The organism is Anaerolineae bacterium, from assembly GCA_013178165.1.
Lineage (GTDB): Bacteria > Chloroflexota > Anaerolineae > Aggregatilineales > Ch27 > Ch27.
The window spans coordinates 337,935-359,488 of the sequence record JABLXG010000004.1 but is presented as its reverse complement, the minus strand read 5'-3'; the positions used below and the strand labels follow the sequence as shown (position 1 = coordinate 359,488).

At 63.7% G+C, this 21,554-nt stretch carries 19 protein-coding genes; 10 read left to right on the top strand and 9 right to left on the bottom strand.

What is annotated here, in order from left to right; genetic code table 11:
• Positions 1 to 16: 16 nt before the first annotated feature.
• Together HPY64_04615 and HPY64_04610 are read right to left on the bottom strand one after the other, a co-directional pair.
• Positions 17 to 463, bottom strand: coding sequence for a hypothetical protein (locus HPY64_04615; GenBank protein NPV66411.1), 447 nt, complete (start codon positions 461 to 463; stop codon positions 17 to 19).
• Complete coding sequence (locus HPY64_04610; GenBank protein ID NPV66410.1) at positions 460 to 1,386, bottom strand: TIGR01777 family protein; 927 nt, start codon at positions 1,384 to 1,386, stop codon at positions 460 to 462. Before HPY64_04610 ends, HPY64_04615 begins: the two co-directional genes overlap by 4 nt.
• Before the next feature lie 294 nt (positions 1,387 to 1,680).
• On the opposite strand from HPY64_04610, the gene HPY64_04605 reads away from it, so the two are divergent.
• Entirely contained in the window at positions 1,681 to 2,706 is a 1,026-nt protein-coding gene (locus HPY64_04605) for a MerR family transcriptional regulator (protein NPV66409.1), read from the top strand.
• 3 nt (positions 2,707 to 2,709) lie between these two features.
• Here HPY64_04605 and HPY64_04600 read toward each other — a convergent pair whose 3' ends face one another.
• Positions 2,710 to 3,177, bottom strand: a complete 468-nt coding sequence (locus HPY64_04600; GenBank protein NPV66408.1) for a hypothetical protein — start codon at positions 3,175 to 3,177, stop codon at positions 2,710 to 2,712.
• Positions 3,178 to 3,499: 322 nt separating this feature from the next.
• Between HPY64_04600 and pdhA the strand changes: the two genes are divergently transcribed.
• The 4 genes from pdhA to HPY64_04580 all read left to right on the top strand — a co-directional run bounded on the left by pdhA (position 3,500) and on the right by HPY64_04580 (position 8,724).
• Positions 3,500 to 4,462 carry a pyruvate dehydrogenase (acetyl-transferring) E1 component subunit alpha gene (gene pdhA, locus HPY64_04595; GenBank protein NPV66407.1) on the top strand — a complete coding sequence of 321 codons (963 nt, stop codon included), beginning with the start codon at positions 3,500 to 3,502 and terminating at the stop codon, positions 4,460 to 4,462.
• Positions 4,463 to 4,477: 15 nt separating this feature from the next.
• A complete protein-coding gene (locus tag HPY64_04590; protein NPV66406.1) occupies positions 4,478 to 5,461 on the top strand; it encodes an alpha-ketoacid dehydrogenase subunit beta in 984 nt (327 codons plus the stop codon).
• Entirely contained in the window at positions 5,461 to 6,789 is a 1,329-nt protein-coding gene (locus HPY64_04585; protein NPV66405.1) for a 2-oxo acid dehydrogenase subunit E2, read from the top strand. Before HPY64_04590 ends, HPY64_04585 begins: the two co-directional genes overlap by 1 nt.
• Positions 6,790 to 7,341: 552 nt before the next feature.
• Positions 7,342 to 8,724: a TrpB-like pyridoxal phosphate-dependent enzyme gene (locus HPY64_04580; GenBank protein NPV66404.1), complete on the top strand. Its 1,383-nt coding sequence runs from the start codon at positions 7,342 to 7,344 to the stop codon at positions 8,722 to 8,724.
• 143 nt (positions 8,725 to 8,867) lie between these two features.
• On the opposite strand, the gene HPY64_04575 is transcribed toward HPY64_04580, so the two are convergent.
• Entirely contained in the window at positions 8,868 to 12,980 is a 4,113-nt protein-coding gene (locus HPY64_04575) for a GAF domain-containing protein (GenBank protein ID NPV66403.1), read from the bottom strand.
• Positions 12,981 to 13,348: 368 nt separating this feature from the next.
• Here HPY64_04575 and HPY64_04570 point away from each other — a divergent pair, with 368 nt between their 5' ends.
• The 5 genes from HPY64_04570 to HPY64_04550 all read left to right on the top strand — a co-directional run bounded on the left by HPY64_04570 (position 13,349) and on the right by HPY64_04550 (position 16,869).
• A complete protein-coding gene (locus HPY64_04570; GenBank protein ID NPV66402.1) occupies positions 13,349 to 13,570 on the top strand; it encodes a helix-turn-helix domain-containing protein in 222 nt (73 codons plus the stop codon).
• Positions 13,567 to 14,205 (top strand): transposase, encoded by a 639-nt coding sequence (locus HPY64_04565; GenBank protein ID NPV66401.1) that lies wholly within the window; start codon positions 13,567 to 13,569, stop codon positions 14,203 to 14,205. Before HPY64_04570 ends, HPY64_04565 begins: the two co-directional genes overlap by 4 nt.
• Before the next feature lie 202 nt (positions 14,206 to 14,407).
• Positions 14,408 to 14,821, top strand: a complete 414-nt coding sequence (locus tag HPY64_04560; GenBank protein NPV66400.1) for a cobalamin B12-binding domain-containing protein — start codon at positions 14,408 to 14,410, stop codon at positions 14,819 to 14,821.
• A complete protein-coding gene (meaB, locus tag HPY64_04555; GenBank protein ID NPV66399.1) occupies positions 14,818 to 15,816 on the top strand; it encodes a methylmalonyl Co-A mutase-associated GTPase MeaB in 999 nt (332 codons plus the stop codon). The genes HPY64_04560 and meaB overlap by 4 nt, the downstream gene beginning before the upstream one ends.
• Positions 15,817 to 15,852: 36 nt before the next feature.
• On the top strand, positions 15,853 to 16,869 hold the full coding sequence (locus tag HPY64_04550; GenBank protein NPV66398.1) for a ribose-phosphate pyrophosphokinase: 1,017 nt from the start codon (positions 15,853 to 15,855) through the stop codon (positions 16,867 to 16,869).
• A 29-nt stretch (positions 16,870 to 16,898) separates the two neighbouring features.
• On the opposite strand, the gene HPY64_04545 is transcribed toward HPY64_04550, so the two are convergent.
• From HPY64_04545 to HPY64_04525, 5 genes are all read right to left on the bottom strand, one after another.
• The gene (locus HPY64_04545; protein NPV66397.1) at positions 16,899 to 17,390 is read right to left on the bottom strand and encodes a hypothetical protein; all 492 of its coding nucleotides are present in this window, start codon (positions 17,388 to 17,390) and stop codon (positions 16,899 to 16,901) included.
• A gap of 69 nt (positions 17,391 to 17,459) precedes the next feature.
• Positions 17,460 to 17,783: a hypothetical protein gene (locus tag HPY64_04540; protein ID NPV66396.1), complete on the bottom strand. Its 324-nt coding sequence runs from the start codon at positions 17,781 to 17,783 to the stop codon at positions 17,460 to 17,462.
• Between the two features lie 152 nt (positions 17,784 to 17,935).
• The gene (locus HPY64_04535) at positions 17,936 to 18,907 is read right to left on the bottom strand and encodes an ABC transporter permease (protein ID NPV66395.1); all 972 of its coding nucleotides are present in this window, start codon (positions 18,905 to 18,907) and stop codon (positions 17,936 to 17,938) included.
• Complete coding sequence (locus HPY64_04530) at positions 18,900 to 20,012, bottom strand: ABC transporter permease (protein NPV66394.1); 1,113 nt, start codon at positions 20,010 to 20,012, stop codon at positions 18,900 to 18,902. The genes HPY64_04535 and HPY64_04530 overlap by 8 nt, the downstream gene beginning before the upstream one ends.
• Positions 20,009 to 21,493, bottom strand: coding sequence for an ATP-binding cassette domain-containing protein (locus tag HPY64_04525; protein NPV66393.1), 1,485 nt, complete (start codon positions 21,491 to 21,493; stop codon positions 20,009 to 20,011). Before HPY64_04525 ends, HPY64_04530 begins: the two co-directional genes overlap by 4 nt.
• Between the last annotated feature and the right edge of the window lie 61 nt (positions 21,494 to 21,554).

Sequence of the window (21,554 nt, the reverse complement as noted above, 5' to 3'; positions counted from 1 at the left end):
GGCCCCTCGTCAGGTGTTAACGGCGTCTCCCCAGTAACCGCCGTGTCTTCCAGCCCCGAAAGGCAAAGAGGAGGGGCAACCCCAGCCACATCACCACCGACACCAGCCGTCCGTAGAGGCTCCTGCCGAAGGTGGCCTCGATATCGTCGCGCACTTCCGTCAACCCATCACCAACCGGGACAAATGTATGGGTGTGCACCCAGCTACCGAACGGCCCGCGCACCTGGCGATCGACAAAGCTGTTCCCGGTGACCTGCTCGATCCGTGCCACCCAGCGGATGGGCAGCGGCCCGGCCCACATGGTGAAATCCATCTCATCGCCCTCGCCCAGGCGCGGGGGCGCACTGTGCAGGCGCATCACGATCGGCGGCGGCGTGATCGCACGCAGGACATCGGCCCGGCTGTGAAACTCAGCTACCGTCAGGACATCAGCCCGGACTCGAAAGCGGTGGGTGTATCTCATCCGATCAGGTCCTTCAGCGCGCTCTCCACCGTCGGGAAGTTGAAGGTGAAACCCATCTCCTGCAGCCGGGCCGGGATCACCCGCTGGCCTTCCAGCAGGACTGTCGCCGCCTCGCCGAAAGCCAGCTTGAAGGCGAAGGCAGGCAGCGGCAGGAACAACGGGCGGTGCATCGCTTTGCCCAGCGCCCTGCTGAATTCCGCGTTGGTAACCGGCTCAGGCGCACAGACATTAAAGACGCCCTTCGCTTCTTCCGTATCGATCAGAAAGCGGATTGCCCGCACCAGATCAGTGAGGTGAATCCAGGGGAACCATTGTCTGCCGCTGCCGATCGGCCCGCCGACGAAGAAACGGAAGGGGATCATCTGGCGTGGCAGGGGGCCGCCCCGCCGGCTGAGGGCAGGAGCAGTGCGCGTAATCACCCGGCGAACGCCCATCCGTTCCACCGCCTTGGTAGAGTCTTCCCAGGCGATGCAGACACTGGCCAGGAAATCCTTGCCAACCGGCGCGCTCTCCGTGATCTGGCGCTCGTCCTCGTGCGTGCCATAGTAGCCCACACCGGACATCTGGATCAGCACGCCGGGCTTGTTCTCAGCGGCGCGGATCGCCTCGGTCACGGCCCGCCCGGCGTTGACCCTGCTCTCCAGGATGCGGCGCTTGCGGCCCGGCGTCCAGCGTACATCCAGCAGGCCATTGCCGCCGATCGTCTCGCCAGCCAGGTTGATCACCGCCCCCGCGTCCTCAACCAGCTCACCCCAACCTTCGGCGGTGCGCCCATCCCAGTAGACTGCCCGCACGCCCGGAGGCAAATTAATCGCATTACCGGGACTGCGGCTCAACAGGATCACCTCATGCCCATCGGCGCTCAACGATCTGGCCAGTGCGCGGCCAATCAGGCCCGTCCCACCCGTGATAATCACCCGCATAGTCCCACCTCCTCTTTTGACAGCTTGCGTCTGCGCAATCCGCCTTATGCCCATTGTATGCAGAATCAGACCGGCTCACTGAATCAACAGCCAGAAACCGGGACCACAGCCCGGCTGGTCCGGCAACTACCCGGCTTACCTTCAGGTCGCCACATTCAGGATAACATTTTGTACAGATAATGTCAAGTTTTTGGCAATCTGATGTTCAATTATTCTTGACAGGTTGTCTAATATTCGCTACACTGAACACAAACAATTCAGTCTGGCCTACCAACGCCGCCAAAGGAACAGGACATGACCCAGCCAGCCCCAGGACATCCGTACTCCCAGCCTAGTGACGAGCCGCTCTACAACATCGGCGTGGTCTCGCGTATGACCGCCATCCCCGTTGCTACCCTGCGCGTCTGGGAGCGCCGCTACAACTTCCCGGAATCCTCGCGCACTACCGGCGGTCACCGCCTGTATTCCGAACGCGAGGTCATGCGCCTGCGCTGGGTCAAGGCGCGCATCGACGAAGGGATGCAGACCGGCCGCGCCATCGGCGCCCTGCGCCACCTGGAGCAGCAGGATCGTCTGCCGGAGCCGCCCTTCAGTGCGCTTGGCCGCCCGGCGCCGGCTACCGCCCCTGCCTTGCAGACCGAGATTGGCGCCACAGCCAGCGGTTCGCTGGAATCGTTCCGGTCGCGGCTGACCGAAGCTCTGCTGGCCCACAACCTGGACGCAGCCAGCCTGGCCCTGGCCGACGCGCTGGCCCTCTACGCTCTGGAACGAGTCGTGCTGGAGATGGTTGGGCCAGCGCTGGTCGCCATTGGACAGGCCTGGCACGACGGCCAGATCAACGTCGCCACCGAGCACCTGGCCTCCAACTTCCTGCGCAATCGGTTGTTACAGTGGATGACCAGCGGCCCGGCGCCGCAGCGCATCCCGCCGGTCGTCCTGGCCTGTGCGCCGGATGAATGGCACGAAAGCTCGCTGCTGATGTTCGGCGTGCTGCTACGCCGCCGCGGCTGGCCAGTAGCCTATCTGGGCCAGGCGCTGCCGCTGCCAGACCTGGCCAGCTTCGTCGCCGAAACCCGGCCCGATGTCATCATCCTGGTTGCCATGACCGCGGAAACCGCTGCCCGCTTGCTGGATTGGCCTCGCCACCTTCCGGAGGCACAGGCGCATGGCAAGCCGATCGTCGGCTTTGCCGGAGCAATCTTTGAACGGGACCCGGCCTGGCAACAGCGGATGCCCGGCATGTATCTGGGCGACACGCTGGAAGCTGGCGTCGAGACCCTGGATCACCTACTGCGCGGTCTGTACCACCTGCCAGCTTGAGACCTACCCGATCTGAAGCCGGAACAGTGGTCGCGCGGCAGGCGCAAACGGCCAGGGTATCGCTAGCACGATCAGCACAAGGGCCAGACCGAAGAACAGCGCCGCCTGTTTATACTTTGCCGCTGAGTCCGGAGCGCGACGGATTCGAGCGCGGCCTACATGCGCCAGCACAACTGCGATCACCATCAACAGGGCATGCTCCAGGGCAAAGAAGCGCTGTCCGGTTACGCCCATTGCTGCACCGAAGTCGGCAAAAATGGCCCGAATCAGCGGGCTGACAACATACAGCAGCAGTCCCAGCAGCAACTGGGTATCCAGCGCTGAGGTGAAGACCAGTCCCAGCCGGTCATCCAGCCGCGTCCACTGGCGTTTTCCCAGCCAGCCCCGTAACGCCACAGCAAAGGCCACCACGCCAGCAATCAGGACAACCCAGCGCACAATTGAGTGCAGGGACAACAGGAGTAGATACATCTAACTGCTCCTTCGGAAGAAGAAAAAGATGCACTTCCAGGCAAACACGCCCGATTGTAAACAACGGTATGGGAAGCTTCAACGGCATGGCGGCTTAGAAATCGATAAATTCGACCGGTCTGGTTGCCAAGCAGTCCGGCCTTACGGTAAACTTCAGTCATGGTTCCGGGCGCTACCCGGCGCAGGTACGGCTGGCCGGGGAAACCCCGCCAGGACCCGGACACAGCGGCATGGCCACTCATGAGCACTCCCCAACCGGGTTTGGCCTGGTTCTTTACCGGCGTTTGGCACAACGCCATTTTTGTGTGAACTGAGGAGCATTATGGCAGCACCAAAAAAGGACACCCTGATAGACTGGTACCGCCAGATGGTACTGATCCGGCGGTTCGAGGAGAAGTGCGCTGAACTCTATCAGCAGGGCAAGATCGGCGGTTTCCTTCACCTGTACATCGGCCAGGAAGCGACCGGGGTCGGCGTCGTCAGCGCCCTGCGCGACCATGACCATATCATTACTGCTTACCGCGATCATGGCATCGCCCTGGCCAAGGGCATGGAGCCAAGGCGCGTGATGGCCGAGATGCTCGGCAAGCGCACCGGCACCAGCGGCGGCAAGGGCGGCTCCATGCACCTGGCTGACCGCGAGAAGCGCTTCTGGGGTGGGCATGGCATCGTCGGCGGGCACCTGCCGCTGGCCGCCGGGATTGCCCTGAAGGCCCGCTACCTGGAGCAGGACGAGGTCGTGGTCGCCCTGATGGGCGACGGCGCAACCAACATCGGTTACTTCCACGAATCGCTCAACCTGAGCGCGGTGTGGGACCTGCCCGTCGTCTGGCTGATCGAGAACAACGGCTATGGCATGGGCACCGCTGTTGAACGCGCCTCCGGCCAACCGGAGCTGGTCAAGCGGGCCATCGCCTACGGCATGCGGGAAGGACCGCGCGTCGACGGCATGGATGTGCTGGCCGTCCATGAGGCCGTCAGCGAGGCCATCGCCTACGCTGCCAAACATGGCCCGATCCTGATGGAATCGCTGACCTACCGCTTTGAGGGCCACAGCATGGGCGATCCGCAGCGCTATCGTAGCAAGGATGAGGTTGCCCGCTACGCTGAAGGCGATCCCATCGGGCACTTCCGCACTTACCTGGACGGCAAGTTCAAGAACGTGCTCCCTGAGCTGGACGAGATCGAGCGCGAAGTCCAGGCCACGATCGCCGAAGCGGTAGAATTTGCTGAGAACAGCCCCGAGCCGACCTACGAAGACCTGGTCAGCTTTGTGTACGCATAAAGGTGAGTGAGCGGAATGACCGAGAAAATCATCACCATCCGTGAGGCGCTCAGCAGCGCCCTACGGGAAGAGATGCTGCGTGACGAGCGTGTCTTTATCATGGGCGAGGAAGTCGGCGTCTGGGGCGGCACTTATGCGGTGACCCGCGGCTTCCTGGACGAGTTTGGCGCCCGCCGCGTGCGCGATACACCCATCTCCGAGATGGTCATCGCCGGGGCTGCTGTTGGCGCGGCGATGGCTGGTCTGCGCCCGGTCGCCGAGATCATGACCATCAACTTCGCCTTTGTCGCCATGGACGCCATCGTCAACCACATGGCCAAGGTGCGTTACATGTTCAATGGCCAGTTCACTGTCCCCCTAGTTATCCGGACGACAACCGGCGGCGGCAAGCAACTCGCCGCCACCCACTCCCATGCGCCGGAGGTGATCTTCGCTCACTTCCCCGGCATGTATGTGGCTGTGCCGGGCACAGCCTACGACGCCAAAGGGATGCTCAAGGCCGCCATCCGTGATGACAACCCGGTACTATTTGTGGAGCATTCAACCATGCTCCAGCGCCGCAGCCCTGTCCCTGTGGACGACCCGGATTTCCTTCTGCCGATCGGCAAGAGCGACATCAAGCGCACTGGCAAAGATGTCACCATCGTGACTTACCAGAAGGGCTTGGAATGGTCGACGCAGGCGGCGGAGATGCTGGCCCAGGAAGGCATCGAAGCGGAGATCATCGACCTGCGCTGGTTGCGCCCCCTGGACCTGGAGCCGGTCTTTGAGAGTGTCAAAAAGACCAACCGGGCGGTCATTGTGGAAGAATCGCTGCCGATGTTCAATGTCGGCGCGGAAGTAGCGGCCCAGTTACAGGAGCAGGTCTTTGACTACCTGGATGCGCCGGTCAGGCGCGTCAGCGCCATGGATCAGCCGCTGCCCTACGCCGCTAACATCGAGCTGATGGCCCTGCCCGACGCGCAGAAAGTCGTCAAAGCTGTGAAAGAGGTGCTCTAATGGCCGAAACCATTCAGATGCCCAAGCTGGGCTTTGACATGGCAGAAGGTACGCTGGTGCGCTGGGTGAAGAAGGTCGGCGATCCGATCAACAAGGGTGATGTCATCGCTGAGATCGAGACGGACAAAGCCACCATCGAGATCGAAACCACCGCCTCCGGCACCATCCTCAAGCACCTGGTCAACGAAGGTGACGTTGTCCCGGTCGGCACGGATATCGCCCTGGTCGGCGAGCCTGGCGAAGCGACGGCAGGCGCCGCCCCTGCCGCCAGGCCAACCCCTGAAGTAGCGCCCGAACCTGCCCCGGCGGAAGCTCCTGCCGCGGCCCCGACTCAACCCGCTGTAGCGGTGCAGGTGAAAGCAGGCGACGGCCAACTGCCCGGCGGCGTCAAGGCCAGCCCGCTGGCCCGCCGCATCGCCAGGGATAAAGGTCTTGACCTCAGCCAGATTCCGGGCAGCGGCCCCGGCGGACGGATCGTCCGGCGTGATGTTGAAGGGTTCGCACCCGTGCAGGCTCCCGCTGCCCTGCCGAAGGCTGCTCCCGCACCGGTAACGGCGCCCGCAGTGGCGCCCGCAGCCGCGCCTTCCGCCGCCCCGGTCACACCGCCGCCATCTTTCGGCCCCCTGCCGGAAGGCCCCGATATCGAGGTCATCCCGACCAGCAAACTGCGCGGTCGCATTGGACGGCGCATGGTCGAAGCCAAGCAGCAGGTTCCACACTTCTATGTCACCACAGAGATGGACGTCGAGGCGCTGCTCAAGCTGCGCCAGCAGCTTAACGCCAGTCTGGAGGAAGGCGCAGCCAAGATCAGCGTCAACGACATGATCGTCAAAGCGACCGCCCTGACGCTGCGCAAGTTCCCCAACCTCAACAGCCACTTCTACGGCGACCGGATCGTCCGCCACAAGCGCATCCATATCGGTATTGCTGTTGCGCTGGAGGAGGGTCTGATCAACGTCGTCGCCCGCGACGCCGACCGAACCGCCCTGGGCACCATGGCCGCCCAGAACAAGGACATGGTCGCCCGTGCCCGCGATGGCAAGGTCAAACCAGAAGAGATCGAAGGCGCCACCTTCACCATCAGCAATCTGGGGCCGTATGACGTCGACCAGTTCATCGCCATCATTAACCCGCCGGAGGCCGGCATCCTGGCCATTGGTGCGGCCAAACAGGTGCCGGTCGTGCAGCCTGATGGAACGCTTGGCGTCAGCTGGCGCATGAAGGTCACCATTAGCGTTGATCATCGCATCAGCGACGGCGCAGAGGCGGCCCGTTTCCTGCAAGAAATGAAGAAGCTGATCGAGAATCCGATGAGCCTGCTGATCTAAGGCATTGACGTAGTCCGTTTATGCGCCGGGGAAATCCCCCCTTCCCCGGCGCTTTTCTTTCCCTTTTCAATCCGAATTGTCCCGCCAATTGCTTGACAGACCCCGCACAGGTGGCTATCATGTTTTCAACTGCATAGATCAGCGACTGTGAACCGGAAGAGTAAGCGCCACGCTCCTCCCAGAGAGCCAGGCTCCATGGGCTGCAAGGGCCGGCGTGCGAGCGAGCGCCGAATGGGCCGGGGAGTCGCGCGGGGGAGAATCCCGCGCCGGGTTAGCCGCCGTTATACGGCCAAGAGTGGGGGTCAATCGGGCGATTGATCCCAAGCGAGGTGGCACCGCGGGTTCGTCAGGCAGGCCCGTCCTCTTTACTGAGGATGGGCTTTTTGTTTCCGGTCACGCGTTGCACGGGGCCGGGCCACTGTCTGTACGGCACTCGTCCTCGTCATGGGTCGCCATGCCGGGCGAGTGCCGCTACTGTGCAAGGTCTCCGGCGCGGCCCACACGCCTAGCGCGTTTTTCGCCACACCGCTTCTGGACCGGAGGAGGAACCTCATGCCTGACAAGAAGCACGTCAAATACGTCCTGACCGAAGACCAGCTCCCGCGGGCATGGTACAACATTGTCCCCGACCTGCCCGTACCACCCGCCCCTGTCCTGCATCCTGCCACCCGCCAGCCGGTCGGCCCGGATGACCTGGCCCCGCTCTTCCCGATGGCGCTGATCCTGCAAGAAGTCAGCACCGAGCGTTACATCGAAATCCCGGAGCCAGTGCGGGACATTTATCGTCAGTGGCGGCCATCGCCGCTGTTCCGCGCCCGGCGGCTGGAACAGGCGCTGGATACCCCCGCCCGCATCTACTACAAGTACGAGGGCGCCAGCCCGGTTGGCAGCCACAAACCCAACACGGCCATTGCCCAGGCCTTCTATAACCGTGAGGAAGGCATCCGCAAGATCGCTACCGAAACCGGCGCGGGCCAGTGGGGATCATCGCTGGCGATGGCCGGGGCCATGTTCGGGATCGAGGTTGAGGTTTTCATGGTCAAGGTCAGCTACCATCAGAAGCCCTACCGCCGCAGTCTGATGGAAACCTTCGGCGCGAAAGTCCATGCCAGCCCCACGAACCTGACCGATGCCGGGCGCAAGATCCTGGCGGAAGACCCCGATAGCCCCGGCAGCCTGGGCATTGCCATCAGCGAGGCGGTAGAAGTCGCCGCCAAGAACCCCGACACCAAGTACAGTCTGGGCAGCGTACTCAATCATGTGCTGCTGCACCAGACGGTCGTCGGCGAGGAGGCCCTGCTACAGATGGCCCTGGCTGACGATTACCCGGACATCGTGATTGGTTGCGCCGGTGGCGGCAGCAACATGGCCGGGTTGCTCTTCCCGTTCATCCGGGAGCATCTGACCAACGGCCGCCGGGCGCGTTTCCTGGCTGTTGAGCCGATGGCCTGCCCCAGCATGACCAAGGGCGTCTACGCCTACGACTTCGGCGACACCGTGCAGATGACGCCACTGGTCAAGATGTACACTCTTGGCCATGGCTTTGTCCCGGCGGGCATCCACGCTGGTGGCCTGCGCTATCACGGCATGGCCCCGCTGGTCAGCCTGTTGCACGAACAGGGCATCATCGAGGCCGTCGCTTACCACCAGAACCCGGTCTTTGAGGCGGCGGTGACCTTCACCCGCGCCGAGGGCATCACGCCCGCCCCGGAGAGCGCTCATGCCGTCCGCGCCGCCATCGATCAGGCGCTGGAAGCGAAGGCTGAGGGCAAGGAGCGCGTGATTCTCTTCAACCTGAGCGGGCATGGCTTCTTCGACATGTCGTCCTACCAGGCCTATCTCAACGGCGAACTGGAAGACTATGAATACCCGGTTGAGGAAGTCCAGCGGGCGCAGGCCAGCCTGCCGCAGATCCCGGTAGCGACCATCGGCTGACAGCCGTCCAGCCGACGCTTCTCCCTCCCACCGCAGGCCCTGCCATTCCCGGCGGGGCCTGCACCATGATCCGCCCCAGACGGCGAATCAAAAGCGGCCCGCTGGACCAATCACGGCGCAGCGGGCCGCCGGGGTAAGCGGAGTCAGCTGACGCGGGCCTGCGCCTCCGGGACGGCGGAAGCCAGCGGGACGGTCAGGTGGAAGGTAGACCCCTGGCCCGGCTGGCTTTCCACCCAGATACGCCCGCCGTGCTGCTCCACAATGCCGCGCACGATGACCAGCCCCAGCCCGGTGCCCGGCTGTTCCATGGCCTGCGGGTTGGTGGTACGGAAGTACGGCGTGAAGAGCCGGGCCTGATCTTCCTGGCTGATGCCGATCCCGTTATCCTTGACGTAAATGTGCAGCACTTCCGGCGCGCCGGTAGAATCCCAGTGATTGCGGGATGGCGCGGCGTGAATCACAATCTCGCCACCGGCGGGCGTGTACTTGTTGGCGTTGGTAATCAGGTTGGTCAGAACCTGGATCATACGGTTCTGGTCGGCCCAGATCAAAGGGAGTGCGCTGGCCAGTTCCAGGCGAACGGTCTGTTGCTTACCATCGATCTGGTTCTGCAGGGGTCGCAACGTTTCCAGCACGACTTCCCGGAAATCGATGGCCGTTTTGTCCATCGACATCCGGTTGGTCTGCAGCTTGGTCACGTCATTGAGGTCGCTGACCAGCGTGTTCATGCGCTCAATATTGGAGCGGATCGTGCTCAGGAAGCGCTTCTGCTGTTCGTTCAGCGGTCCTACCACGCCGCCCAGCAACAGGTCAGCAAAGCCCTGGATGCTGGTCATGGGCGTCTTCAGTTCATGAGCCACAAAGCCCACGAATTCGCTGCGGGCTTCGTTGGCCTGCTCAAGCTGCGAGAGCAGGATAGCGTTGGCCAGGGCCGGGCTAGCGTGTTCGGCCAGACGGGAGATGAAGTCCAGGTGCAGCAGGCTGAAGGCGTTTTCCTCCACGCTCTCCAGCAGGATCAGGCCGCTCACCTGCCCCTCACTGAAGAGCGGCACCACCATCTGGCAACGCGCACCCGGCAGAATCGCCGTTCCCTCAGCATCCAGCAGGACATCCGAAACCACCTCCGGCTGGCCGGTGCGGGCCACCCGTTCCAGGCAGCCCCGCTCCAGCGGCCACAGACGGTCTCCAGCAAAAGTCTCCGGCGGGTAACCCTGGTGCACCATCACCCGCAGGCCATACGGCTCAGTCACCAGCATGCCCAGCGCGCCAGCGGTGGCGGCGCTTTCCCGCATCGCCCATTCCAGGGTGATGCCCATGACACGCTCCAGCTTGAGCGTTTCGTTCAACTCGCGGTCGATCCGCTGCATGGTGTCCAGTTCGTCCACGCGGGCCGCCAGCTGCTCGTCAGTCATCTGGAACAGGCGGGCGTTCTCAATGGCGATCGAAGCCTGCCCGGCGAACGCCACCAGCAACCGCCGATCGTCTTCCACAAACACGCCACCATCCCGCTTGTTGATCACCTCCAGCACACCGATCACGCCGCTGTTGCCGATCAGCGGCGCAGCCAGCACGGTCGAGGTGCGGAAATCCAGGTTGCGATCCACGCCGGAGAACCAGCGCGGGTCGCGGGTAGCGTCATTGACGATGATCGGCTCGCCGCGGTCGGCGACTGTGCCCACCAGCCCTGTCCCCGGTGGCAGGCGCGTCCCAACCAGCGACTGGGCCTGGCTGCCAATCACCACTTTGAATTCCAGCTCCTGGGTGTCGGGGACAACCATCAGCAGCGAGCCGGCCTCCGCCTCCAGAATCTCCACTGCGCTCTCGGTGATCAGTTCCAGCAGGCGTTCACTATCATGAAACACTGTTGCCAGTTCCCGGCTGATCTCATTAAGCGCCGTCAATTGCCGGGCACGCGTTTCCGTTTCCCGGAACAACCGCGCCTTGTCGATGGCGACCGCGGCCTGATCGGCCACCTGCCACAGAACACGCAGTTGTTCATCACTGTAAGTCAGGCCGGGGCCGCGACTGCCCACACTCATCACCCCCAGCGGCCCGGCTGGCCCGCTGAGCGGCACGCCGATCCAGGCCTTCAGATCCGTGTTGTCATATGGAGCGCTGTGTCCGCGCCGCTGCAGTTCTGCCCCGTAGTCCTCCAGGCGGATTGGCTGCCCACCACGGACAATCTCGCTGAGCAGATCGCGCCCCATCCGCCAGCGAATACCTTCGTATTCCGCCCGCCGCTGGCCCTCTTCCACCACGATCGCGTAGTACAGCTCGTCGGTATTGGGATCACGCAGGGCAATGACAAAGTGCGGTGCCCTGACCAGCAGGTTAATCTGGTTGTAGAGCTGCCATAGCAGCTGGTCAAAGTCCGTTGCATAGTTGGCCGCCTGAGCCACCTGCCCCAGCACATTCATCTCCCGCATGCGCTGTTCCAGGCTGGCCACCACCTGAACACGTTCTACTGCCAGCGCGGCCTGGTCGGCCAGCGACTGCAGGAAAGCCAGATCGTCAAAGGTGTAGCGCTCCCCGCTCCGGCGCGGCCCTACAGCCAGCAGACCGCTCAGGCGCTCGTGCCCCCGCAATGCGATCAGCACCGGCGCACCCAGCACGGCCAGCCGCGAGCGCTCACTGACCGCCTCCGCCGGCAGACCATCATCGGTGTCCAGGTACAGGGCTTCCTGGCGGGCTGCCAGAAAGCGCAACAACGGGCTGCCTAGGGCGAAGCGGATATCGGTCTCCGGGGAAGGTTCGCCATAAGCTACCAGCTGGGCCAGCGAATCATGGGGGAAGAACAGAAAGCTGTGGGTGGGCGCCAGCGTGGAGTCGATCTGGGCGCGGATCGCCGCCACAATCTCGCCCAGTGACGTTGCATGGGTCAGGTCCCGTCCCAGTTGCTCTACGCGCTCCCGGTAGCGGCGCCGGGTGCGGTAGTAAGCTTGCTCCACCTGTCGCTCCAGCATGTTGCGCAACGGGCCGAACGCCACCGCCGCCAGAAAGAGCGTCGCGGCAACGACCAGCGGATTGTTGACCTGCACTACAGAGCCGGTCAGCAGGGTCACGCCGGTCACCAGCAGGCCGTAGCCCAGCGTGATCAGCAGCGCCAGCGTACCATAGACGATGCTCTGGCTGATCAGGCGATCACCGCGTGCCGAAACATCCTGGGCCAGCGCGTAGAGCATCGCCGCAGGCGGAAGCAGCAGGAATGGCGTCACCAGCGCAATATGAAAACCCAGGCTTTGCCTGAAGAAGCTCAACCGCAGCCCGACACTGAGCGCCCATACCAGGACTGGAACCAGAGCCAGCAACAGGCTGAGCAACACCAGCGCGCTCTGGCTGCGCAGCGTCGGGGAGATGGCCCGCCGCATCCGCCACCATTGCGTCCCCGCCAAGCCGACTACACCAGCCACCGCCCAGCCAGCGCCGGTCGCCAGTCGCCCGCCCAGATCGCCCTCCGGCAAAGCGAACAGGACCAGCGCCACGACCAGCGTCGCCAGCACCGGGATGATCTGCACCGCTGGACGGCGGCGCACGATGGACAGCCGGGCCGGAAAATTCAGCGCCAGCCCCAGCAGCACTCCGCCAAGCAGGGTCAGCACCAGCGGTGTAACCTGCGGGCTAAGCTGGCGCGCCGTCTGCAGGTCAAAGACCCCGGCTGAAACAACCGCCAGTACCATGAGCATGAGTGCCACCAGACGGGCCGCCTCACGCCCCCATCCCCGTGCCACCACTACAGCAGCCGTGCCCAGGGCCGCCAGCCCCACCAGCCAGCTCAATCCGAACTGGACGACGAAATCAACCGCCGGGTACACCGTCAACGTCACGGCCACAGTGCAGCGGAGAACGCCGCTGTTGCCGGTGCAACCCGCCGGGATCGGCTCATCCATGGTAACCGGGCGTTCGAAGACCAGCGGAATGGCGTCGCCGGGCTGATGACCGGCCAGCGCAGCGCTCAAGCAGTCGCGAACGCTGCGGTGATCCGGCAGCAGGGTCTGATCCGCTATGGCTATGACCCGGTCGCCGATTCGCAGGCTGGCCGCTTCCGCCGGCGCAGGCACCTGGGCCAGCGAATAGGCCGGCGCGACTGTCCCGTCCGGGGCCAGCAACACACCCAGGTAGGGGCTACGCTGCCAGTTCACCGCCAGCACAGCGTAGACGATCAACAGCGCCGCCGTGCCAGCCAGCATCACCAGCGCCAGCGCACGACCGGCGGTGACTCTTACTCGTCGTCCTGTGATCGCTCCTGTCGTCTGCATCAGTGTGGACAAGCTCCGTCAACCCCTATCAATCATGCGCACCACAGCTCCGGATGGCAGGCCACCGGTCAATCCGGCCTCATTTTAGCACAGCCCCGCTGCGACCGGCTATCGGACCAGCCTTAACGTACGGGCAAGGCCGGTCAGCAACCCAGGCGGCAAACGCTATAGGAGAGGGCAGGGGAACCGCTGAGGGGTATCACCCTCGTCTCTCCACCAGCGGACGACCTCTTCCCCGCTATCTGCGCCTTGCGCTCACCGCCTGCATTGCCGCGCTACTGCGGGCGCAGTATTCTCAATAGAAATGCGACTCCGTGATAAAGTTGTTGTGGTTGCGAGACAAACAACCCAATCACAGGAGCCGCACGATGGACACTATAACACAGATTCAAGTGGCATGGGAATTGAAGAGAGTCGGGCACAGGGTGGATGAGATTGCTGAGCAGCTGGGGAAGCATCGGGCGACGATCTATCGCTGGCTCAAAGGCATTCGGATGCGGGGCATTCGGGGCTATGTGGCCTATTTCAAGCAGGCGAAGAAAGGACGCCGAGTCGCAAGACGCCGGGCTATGTGGTGCAGCGGGTATTGAGTATCCGGCGGGAGTATCGCGACTGCTGCGGGGAGAAGGTCGTGTACGTGCTGGCGCAGGAAGGCATTGACCTCAGCCGCAGCACGGTCTATCGCATTCTCAAGCGCCATCTGGTCTTACGCAAGCATCACCGCCAGCCCGAGGGTGCGCCGGTGCAGCGTGCCACCGGACCGCGCCAGGTGGTGCAGGTCGATACCGTCAACCTGGGGGAGGTGTACGCCTACACGGCGATTGACACCTTCACCCGCGAAGCGGCGATTGTCATGCGCCCCTCCTTACAGGCCGCCGATGGCCGGGTTGCCCTGGAGCAGTTGATGGCGGTATTCGGGCGCGTGTCCCTCCTGCAAACCGATGGCGGGTCAGAATTCAAAGCCGAGTGCGCTGAGGGCATGCATCGCTGGGCGGATCAGCATCGTATCGCGCGGGCTTACAAGAAGAACGAACAGGCTTTCATTGAAGCCTTCAACGGCACGCTGCGCCGTGAGGAGTTTGGCGCTCTCAAGTTCCGGGGCGATGAATTGGAGCTGGCCCAGCAGTATGCCGATGCTTTTCTCGACTACTATCACCACCGGCGCCCCCATCTCTCACTCGGCATGCTCACGCCCGCTCGTTTCGCTGAGTCGCATTTGCCTTGAGAGAATGCGGCGGGTTCCAAGCAGCCCTGAAACCCGCTATAATAGGTACGGATTGAATGCCAGGCTATCACCTGCAGGAAAGTACTGCCCCGGTGACCGGGAAAATGCTCTGGTTTTTGTATTTGTTGCGTGGTTCAGACCCGACTAGCGGGGCTACGGGTAGCCGCTTTTTTATTTGGTCATGACCGGGGGTGCAACTGCTATGCCCAGCCGCAAGATCCGCGTGCTGATCGCCAAGCCGGGCCTGGACGGCCACGATCGCGGGGCCAAGGTCATTGCCCGCGCCCTGCGCGACGCCGGGATGGAAGTCATCTATACCGGCCTGCGCCAGACACCGGAGATGATCGTCGAGGCTGCCCTGCAGGAAGATGTGGATGTTGTCGGCCTGAGCATCCTCAGCGGCGCGCACATGGTGCTGGTGCCGCGCATCCTGGAATTGCTGCGCTCGGCCGGTCTGGAAGACGTGAAGGTCATCGTGGGCGGGATCATCCCGGAAGAAGATAGCATTGCGCTGCGGGCCGCCGGTGTCGCCGGAATCTACGGCCCCGGTGCGAGTATGGCCACCATCATCGCTGACATCGAGCGTTTCATGCAGGCCCCTGCGGAGCGGCCATGACCACCCTGGTCTCCGAGCTTCTGGCGGGCAACCGGCGGGCGCTGGCCCGACTTCTCTCCGCCATAGAGGACGAAACCCCGCAGGCGCAGGAGGCGCTGGCCGCGCTGTACTCCCACACCGGGCGGGCGGCGCTGATCGGCGTGACCGGCGCACCCGGCACGGGCAAAAGCTCGCTGGTCAGCGCCCTGGCCCGGTTCTACCGCGCTCGCGGCCAGACGGTCGGCATCATCGCCGTCGATCCCACCAGCCCGTTTTCCGGCGGTGCGATCCTGGGCGACCGTATCCGGATGGTTGACCTGGCCGGGGACCCTGGTATCTTCATTCGCAGTATGGCCACTCGCGGCAGTCTGGGCGGGCTGGCCCGCGCCACCGCGGATGCCATCCGGGCGCTGGACGCTGCCGGCTTTGACATCATTCTCATTGAGACAGTCGGCGCTGGCCAGAGCGAAGTCGACATCGCCTACGAGGCGCAAACTACCCTGGTCGTGGAGGCGCCTGGCCTGGGGGACGACATCCAGGCGATCAAAGCTGGCATCCTGGAGATCGCCGATATCCTCGTCGTCAACAAGTCCGATCGCCCCGACGCCCTGAACACGGTGCGCATCCTGCAGACGATGCTCGACCTGGGGGCGGAGCGCCCGCCCCGGCGCTGGCATCATGGTCAGCTATTGCCCGCTGTGACGCCGTCAGACAATGGGCAACCGGACGGCTGGCGGCCTCCGATCATCCAGACCATTGCTACAGACGGCACCGGCGTAGCCGAACTGGCCGCTGCTATTGACCGGCACCGCGACCACCTGCAACGCAGCGGCCAGCTGGCCGACCGGGAACGAACCCGGCTGGAAGCAGAGCTAGCCAGCCGCCTGCGCGACGCTTTACTGGACAGACTGTTGCAGCAGATCGATCCCGGCGGCCTGCAGTCCCTGATTGCACGCCTGGTCAGGCGTGAACTGGACCCGGCCAGCGCCGTTGACTATTTACTCAGAAACCGATGACACCTTCTCTCACATGGTGGAGGAGCAGCGAATCCGATGATTGGCAGGGCGCAAAAAGTCCCCGGAACCAAGTTCTATCGTAAGTATCAACCGCGTCACGAGAGCAACCTCTACGGCGAAATCAAGCTATTCTGTGGATCGGCCAGCCAGGAACTGGGCCGCGAAATCTGCGAATACCTTAGCCTGGAGCCGGGCAACTACACCCGCACCATGTTCTCCAACGAGAACATCTTCGTCAAGCTGGAGGAAAGCGTCCGCGGCCAGGATGTCTACCTGGTACAGTCGATGAGCACGCCAGTCAGCGACAATATCATGGAAATGCTGATCATGATCGACACGTTCAAGCGCGACTCGGCTGGCCGGATCACCGTGGTTATTCCCTACCTGACCTACGCCCGTTCCGACAAGAAAGATCAGCCACGTGTCCCGATTACCGCCCGCCTGATCGCCGATCTGATCGAAACCGCCGGGGCAGATCGCTACATCACCATCGATCTGCACTCTGGCCAGATTCAGGGCTTCTTTAAGATCCCCGGCGACGTGCTTACGGCGTTCTTCCTGCTCAGCGACTACCTGCTCGACCGCCATATCCCCAACGTCGCCGTCAGCACGACTGACCTGGGTTTTGCCAAGCGCGCCCGCGATTACGCCAACCGCCTCAACTGCCCGCTGGCCTTCGTGGAAAAGCGTCGTTCGGACAACAAGGAAAAACCCCAGCTTCTGGCGCTAATCGGCGATGTGAGCGACCGCAACGTCGTCCTGGTGGATGATGAGGTCAATACCGGCAGCAGCGTGGTCAATGCCGTGGAAGTCCTGCGCAAGCATGGCGCCAAGGACATTTACCTCGCCTTCACCCACGCCATCCTCAGCGGCCCGGCCGTGGAACGTCTGCGCCAGCTGGAACTGAAGGAAATCATCACCACCAACACGGTGCACATCCCGGAGGAAAAGCGGCTGCCCAACATGACTGTGCTTTCGGTCGCGCCACTGCTGGCGGAGGTGATCATCCGCGCCCATGAGGGTCGCAGCGTCGGCGCGCTGTTCGACGAATAGCCCGCAACAACGAGCACGACAGCCGGGCGTTAGCTAACCCTGATCGCGGCAGTGGAGACCCAACCGGTTGGAGTGCTTGCCTTCCCACCGGGCAGGCGGACCGGCTCAATCCGCCCGGCGGCCGCCAGAGCGTCTAGCGCGCGCTCCAGTTCGCGGGTGGTCGGCTCAAAAATGTGGAAGATCTGGGCGATCTGGCGGGTCGTGGCAGCAATCACGGCGTCGACATATGCGCCGACCAGCAGCCGCCACGCCTCCGCGCTCCCGATCTGGCGGGCCTGCAGCGGCAGCTCCGGGTAGCGGCGCATGGGGATATCGTAGATAAAGCTATAGCGCCACGCGCCTTCCTCCGCCACGCCAACCGGCAGCACTTTCATATCGATCTGTAGCTCCACCAGCCCGCGCTCGAATCGCGTCTTGTTGGCCTCGGCGGCCATGCCAGTTGCCTTGCGCAGCGCCACCGTCCCCAGCGGCCCCAGGTCAAGCAACGCTTCGTAGATCAGACGGGCCTCGTGGGTCATCACGCCGTCGCGCACCTGCTCCAGGTAGTCGTGCAGGTCGCCGTAGTTGCGGGTCAGCGCGTAGAAGGCCGCCTACAGGCGCGGGGCGATCAGCGTGGCCTTGCGGCGCAACAACTTGGCATAGTACCAGCGCCGTCCGCCCAGCGATTGATCCTTCCAGCCCCAGCACAGGTTGTTGTCCGGATCGTCGTGGGCCATCGGCACATCGCGCTCCCGCCCGGCGATCGCCTGAAACAGATTGGGCGCCTCCACCCCCTTGATCGGCCACAGGAACGCAAAGCCGACCTCGTTGATGAATACCTCAGCGTCGTCGATGCTCCTTACCCGGCGCTCCGGTGTGCGCCGATAGCGGTGATCGCGCTCGGCGGCGATCCAGTTGCCCTCCAGGGTCAACATGCCACCCACACCTCTCCCCGCACGATCAGAACAAATGTACAAATCATTATAGCCCGATCCGCGCCCCCATAACAAGAGCAGCGGCCAGCAGCCAACCTGACCGCCGCCCGGTGATTCTGCCAGCCCCGCTGAACAAATGCGGCTCCGTTGAATCACTCCCGTGTGAACTGCGTGCCCAGCGCCACCGGCGGGGCCGAGCGCAGGAAGTTGCGCAACAACCGTTGCGCCCAGGGCGGTGAGAGTAGCATCAGCCGGTCCACCAGACCGCTGGAGACCAGCAACAGAGTCAGGATCATCAGCACCCAGGGCACCGCATTGACCAGCACCAGCGGGAATTCGGTCGTCTGCTGGATGGTGCTGGCCAGCGCACGCAGGCCGGTGAACAGGTATGCGCCGAAGGCGACACGCAGCGGGTGCCAGCCGCCAAAGATCACGATCGCCAGGGCGATCCAGCCGTCGCCGCGCATCACCGCCGGGTTAGCCCAGCCAGCCTTGATCGCCAGGGAATAGCTGGCCCCGGCCACACCCACCAGTGCCCCGCCGATGGCCGTGTACAGGTAGCGCGTGCGCGTCACGTTCGTGCCGCGGGCGAAGGCCGCCGCCGGGCGCTCCCCGACCGCACGCAACGCCAGCCCCCAGCGCGTCCGGTACATGACAAACCACGTAGTAAACAGCAGAATGAAGCTAAAGTACACCAGCGCGTTGTGGTTGAAGAACACAGTCCCCAGGAAGGGGATATCGCGGAGCAGCGGGATCGGTATGGTCGGGAAGGTTGGGCCGGGGATACGGGTATAGTTCTGGCCGAGGAACTGCGCCAGATCGGCGGCCAGCAGGGTCAGGACAAACCCCACCGCCACCTGATCCTGCCGCAACGCGATGTTGGAGAACAGAATCAGCAGCGCCACCAGCAGCCCGGCGATCAGTCCCGCCGCCAGCCCCAGCATAGCATTGCCGGAAGCATACGCGGCCACAAAAGCCACCATCGCTGCCAGCTGCAGGCTGCCATCCAGCGACAGGTTGATCACGCCAACCCGTTCGGTGATGGTTTCGCCCAGGCTGGCGATCACCAGTGGCGTGGCATTGGCCACCACAGACCCCAGAACGCGGGCCAGTTCGCTATCCATGAATCGCTGCCTCCTCCGCTTCCAGACTTGCGCTTGCTTCAGGGGCCTGTACCGGATGTCTGCCGTGCAGCCGCCCGCGCACACCGTTAGCCAGGATGACCATCAGCACCAGGATGCCCTGCACCACCCCGGCCAGGCTCTGATCAAGCTGCAGAGCGATCTTCAGGCGCGTGCTACCGCCCAGAATAGCCGCGAAGAAGAAGGCGATCGGTGGCGCCCACAGTGCCCGTGTCCCGGTCAACAGCACCACCAGCAGCCCCAGGAAGCCAATCCCGCCGCTAACCAGCGGGCGCAGATTGCCATACGTGAACAGCACGCGCACCGATCCGGCCAGCCCGGCCATAAAGCCGCATAGCGCCATCGCCAGCAGCACATTGCGCTCTACCGGCACGCCCAGCAGCAGGGCCGACCGCTGGCTGTGTCCCTGCGCCTTCAGTTCCAGCCCCCAACGCGTCCCGGAAAGCGCCAGGAATATCCCGCCAAAAGCGACCACCATCACGATCAGCGCCGCTGCGCTGACCCGAAACTCGCTGCTTATCGGCAGCAGCAGCGTCTCAGGGCGGAAGGGCGGCGTCGCCTGCCCGCCCTGGTTGCCCCAGGGGCCGGAAATCAGGTAGATGCTGAAGATATTTGCCAGGTTGTTCATGGCCACGCCGCCGAAAATCTCATGCACACCGCCCCGTGTCTTAAGCAGGCCGGTCAGCGCCGCCCAGAACGCCCCACCCAGTGCTGCCGCCAGCATCTCCAGCGGCACCTGAATAACCGTCGGCAGAAAAACCTCCTGCGCCACCCAGGTTGCACACACCGCGCCGAACATCATCTGGCCTTCCACGCCGATATTCCACAGTCCGGCCGTAAAGGTTACCAGCAGACCAGTGCAGACAAACATCAGCGGAATCCAGAAGTTGACCACACCGGAGAAGCGCACTATATCCAGGCCGGTCGGGGTCAGGCCAATGCCTTCCGTCACCTTGTTGAACACTTCCAGCGGGGAAGCGCCCACCGCCAGGATGATCAGCGCGGTGAGCAACAGCGAAACGGCAATCGAGGCCAGGCCGATGCCCAGCGCCAGCGCCCGCTGTCCTAGCAACGAACTCCTCGTCATCGTCCTGTCTCCTCCCCCACCCGCTGGCCGCCGATCAGGTGCCCCAGTTCGTCTACGGTGACCGATCGGGCATCGGGCACTTCAGTAACCTGCCCGGCGTAGAAGACCAGAATCCGGTCGCTGTAGGTCACCAGTTCATCCAGATCGGCAGATGTGAACAGCACGGCAGTGCCAGCAGCGCAACGAGCCAGGATTTGCTCCCAAATCCAGCGTGCCGATTCCACGTCCAGGCCGCGAGTCGGATGCTCCAGCACCAGCAGACGCGGCGCAGGTGGGATCAGGGCCATCAGCACCCGTTGTTGATTGCCGCCGGAAAGCGTCTCGATCGGGCTGTCGGGCCGCCCCATGATCCGGTAATGGGCGATCCGTTCCTTGGCAATCCGCTGCCCGCGCTCGCGGTCGATCCACCAGCCCTGCCCTGCGTCGGTGAGGATGAAGTGTTCGGCCAGGGTCAAACCGGCGACCAGTCCTTCTTCCAGGCGGCCCGCCGCGCCAAAGCTCACCCCCGCCGCCAGAAAATCGCGGTACGGCCGGCCGGTCATATCCACGCCGTTAATGATCACACGCCCGCCCAGCGGACGGGCCAGACCGACACAGGCTCGTGTCAGCAACTGCTGGCCGCTGCCGTCCAGCCCGGCCAGCCCGACAACCTCGCCGGCCCGCACACAGACCTGGCAATCGCGCATAACCACACGCTCGCTGGCCATGAACAGGTCCCGTACTTCCAGAACCGTATCACCCGGCGTCACCGCCCTCCGGGAAGGCGGGGCCAGCACCTGGCCGAACATCATGGCCACCAGTTCGGCAGTAGTCACCGGCAGAACTACCGTCCCGACCAGCCGTCCCAGCCGCAGCACGGCCACTTCGTCGCACAACTCCAGCACGTCTTCCAGCTTGTGGGACACAAACAGGATGGTCAGGCCGTCTTCCCGCGCCAGCCGCTGCAGGGAAGCGAACAGGATGCCTTTCTGCTCGGCAGAGATACCGGTGGTCGGCTCGTCCAGGATCAGCACCCGCACGCCCAGGGCCAGCAGACGGACGATCTCCAGTTCCTGCCGCTGGCCAATACTCAGGTGCTCGACCGGCATATCGGGTTCCAGCTTGAAGCCCAGCCGGTCAGCCAGTTCGGTAAAGCGGCGGCGGGCGGCCTGCCAGTCCGGCAGTGGGCCAACCGGCTGACCGTAGACGAAATTCTCCAGCACGGTCAGGGGGCCGACATCAAGCGGGTCCTGAGCCAGCATCCCAATGCCAACCTCGATGGCGCCGCGCGGTGTATCGTAGTGGACGGGCCGGCCGTCGATCAGCACCTGCCCGCTATCGGCCAGGTAAAAGCCGGAGAGAATCTTCATCAATGTGGATTTGCCGGCGCCGTTTTCGCCAAGGATGCCGTAGATGCGCCCGTCAGCAAAAGTGAGGGAAATGTCGTCGTTCGCGTGGACTGATCCAAAGGTCTTGTGGATATGGCGTACCTCAACGCTCATCGCGACTCCTGGAGGAACATGCGCCGCCAGCCGGGCGGGGGCGCGCTCCGCCTAAACAGGG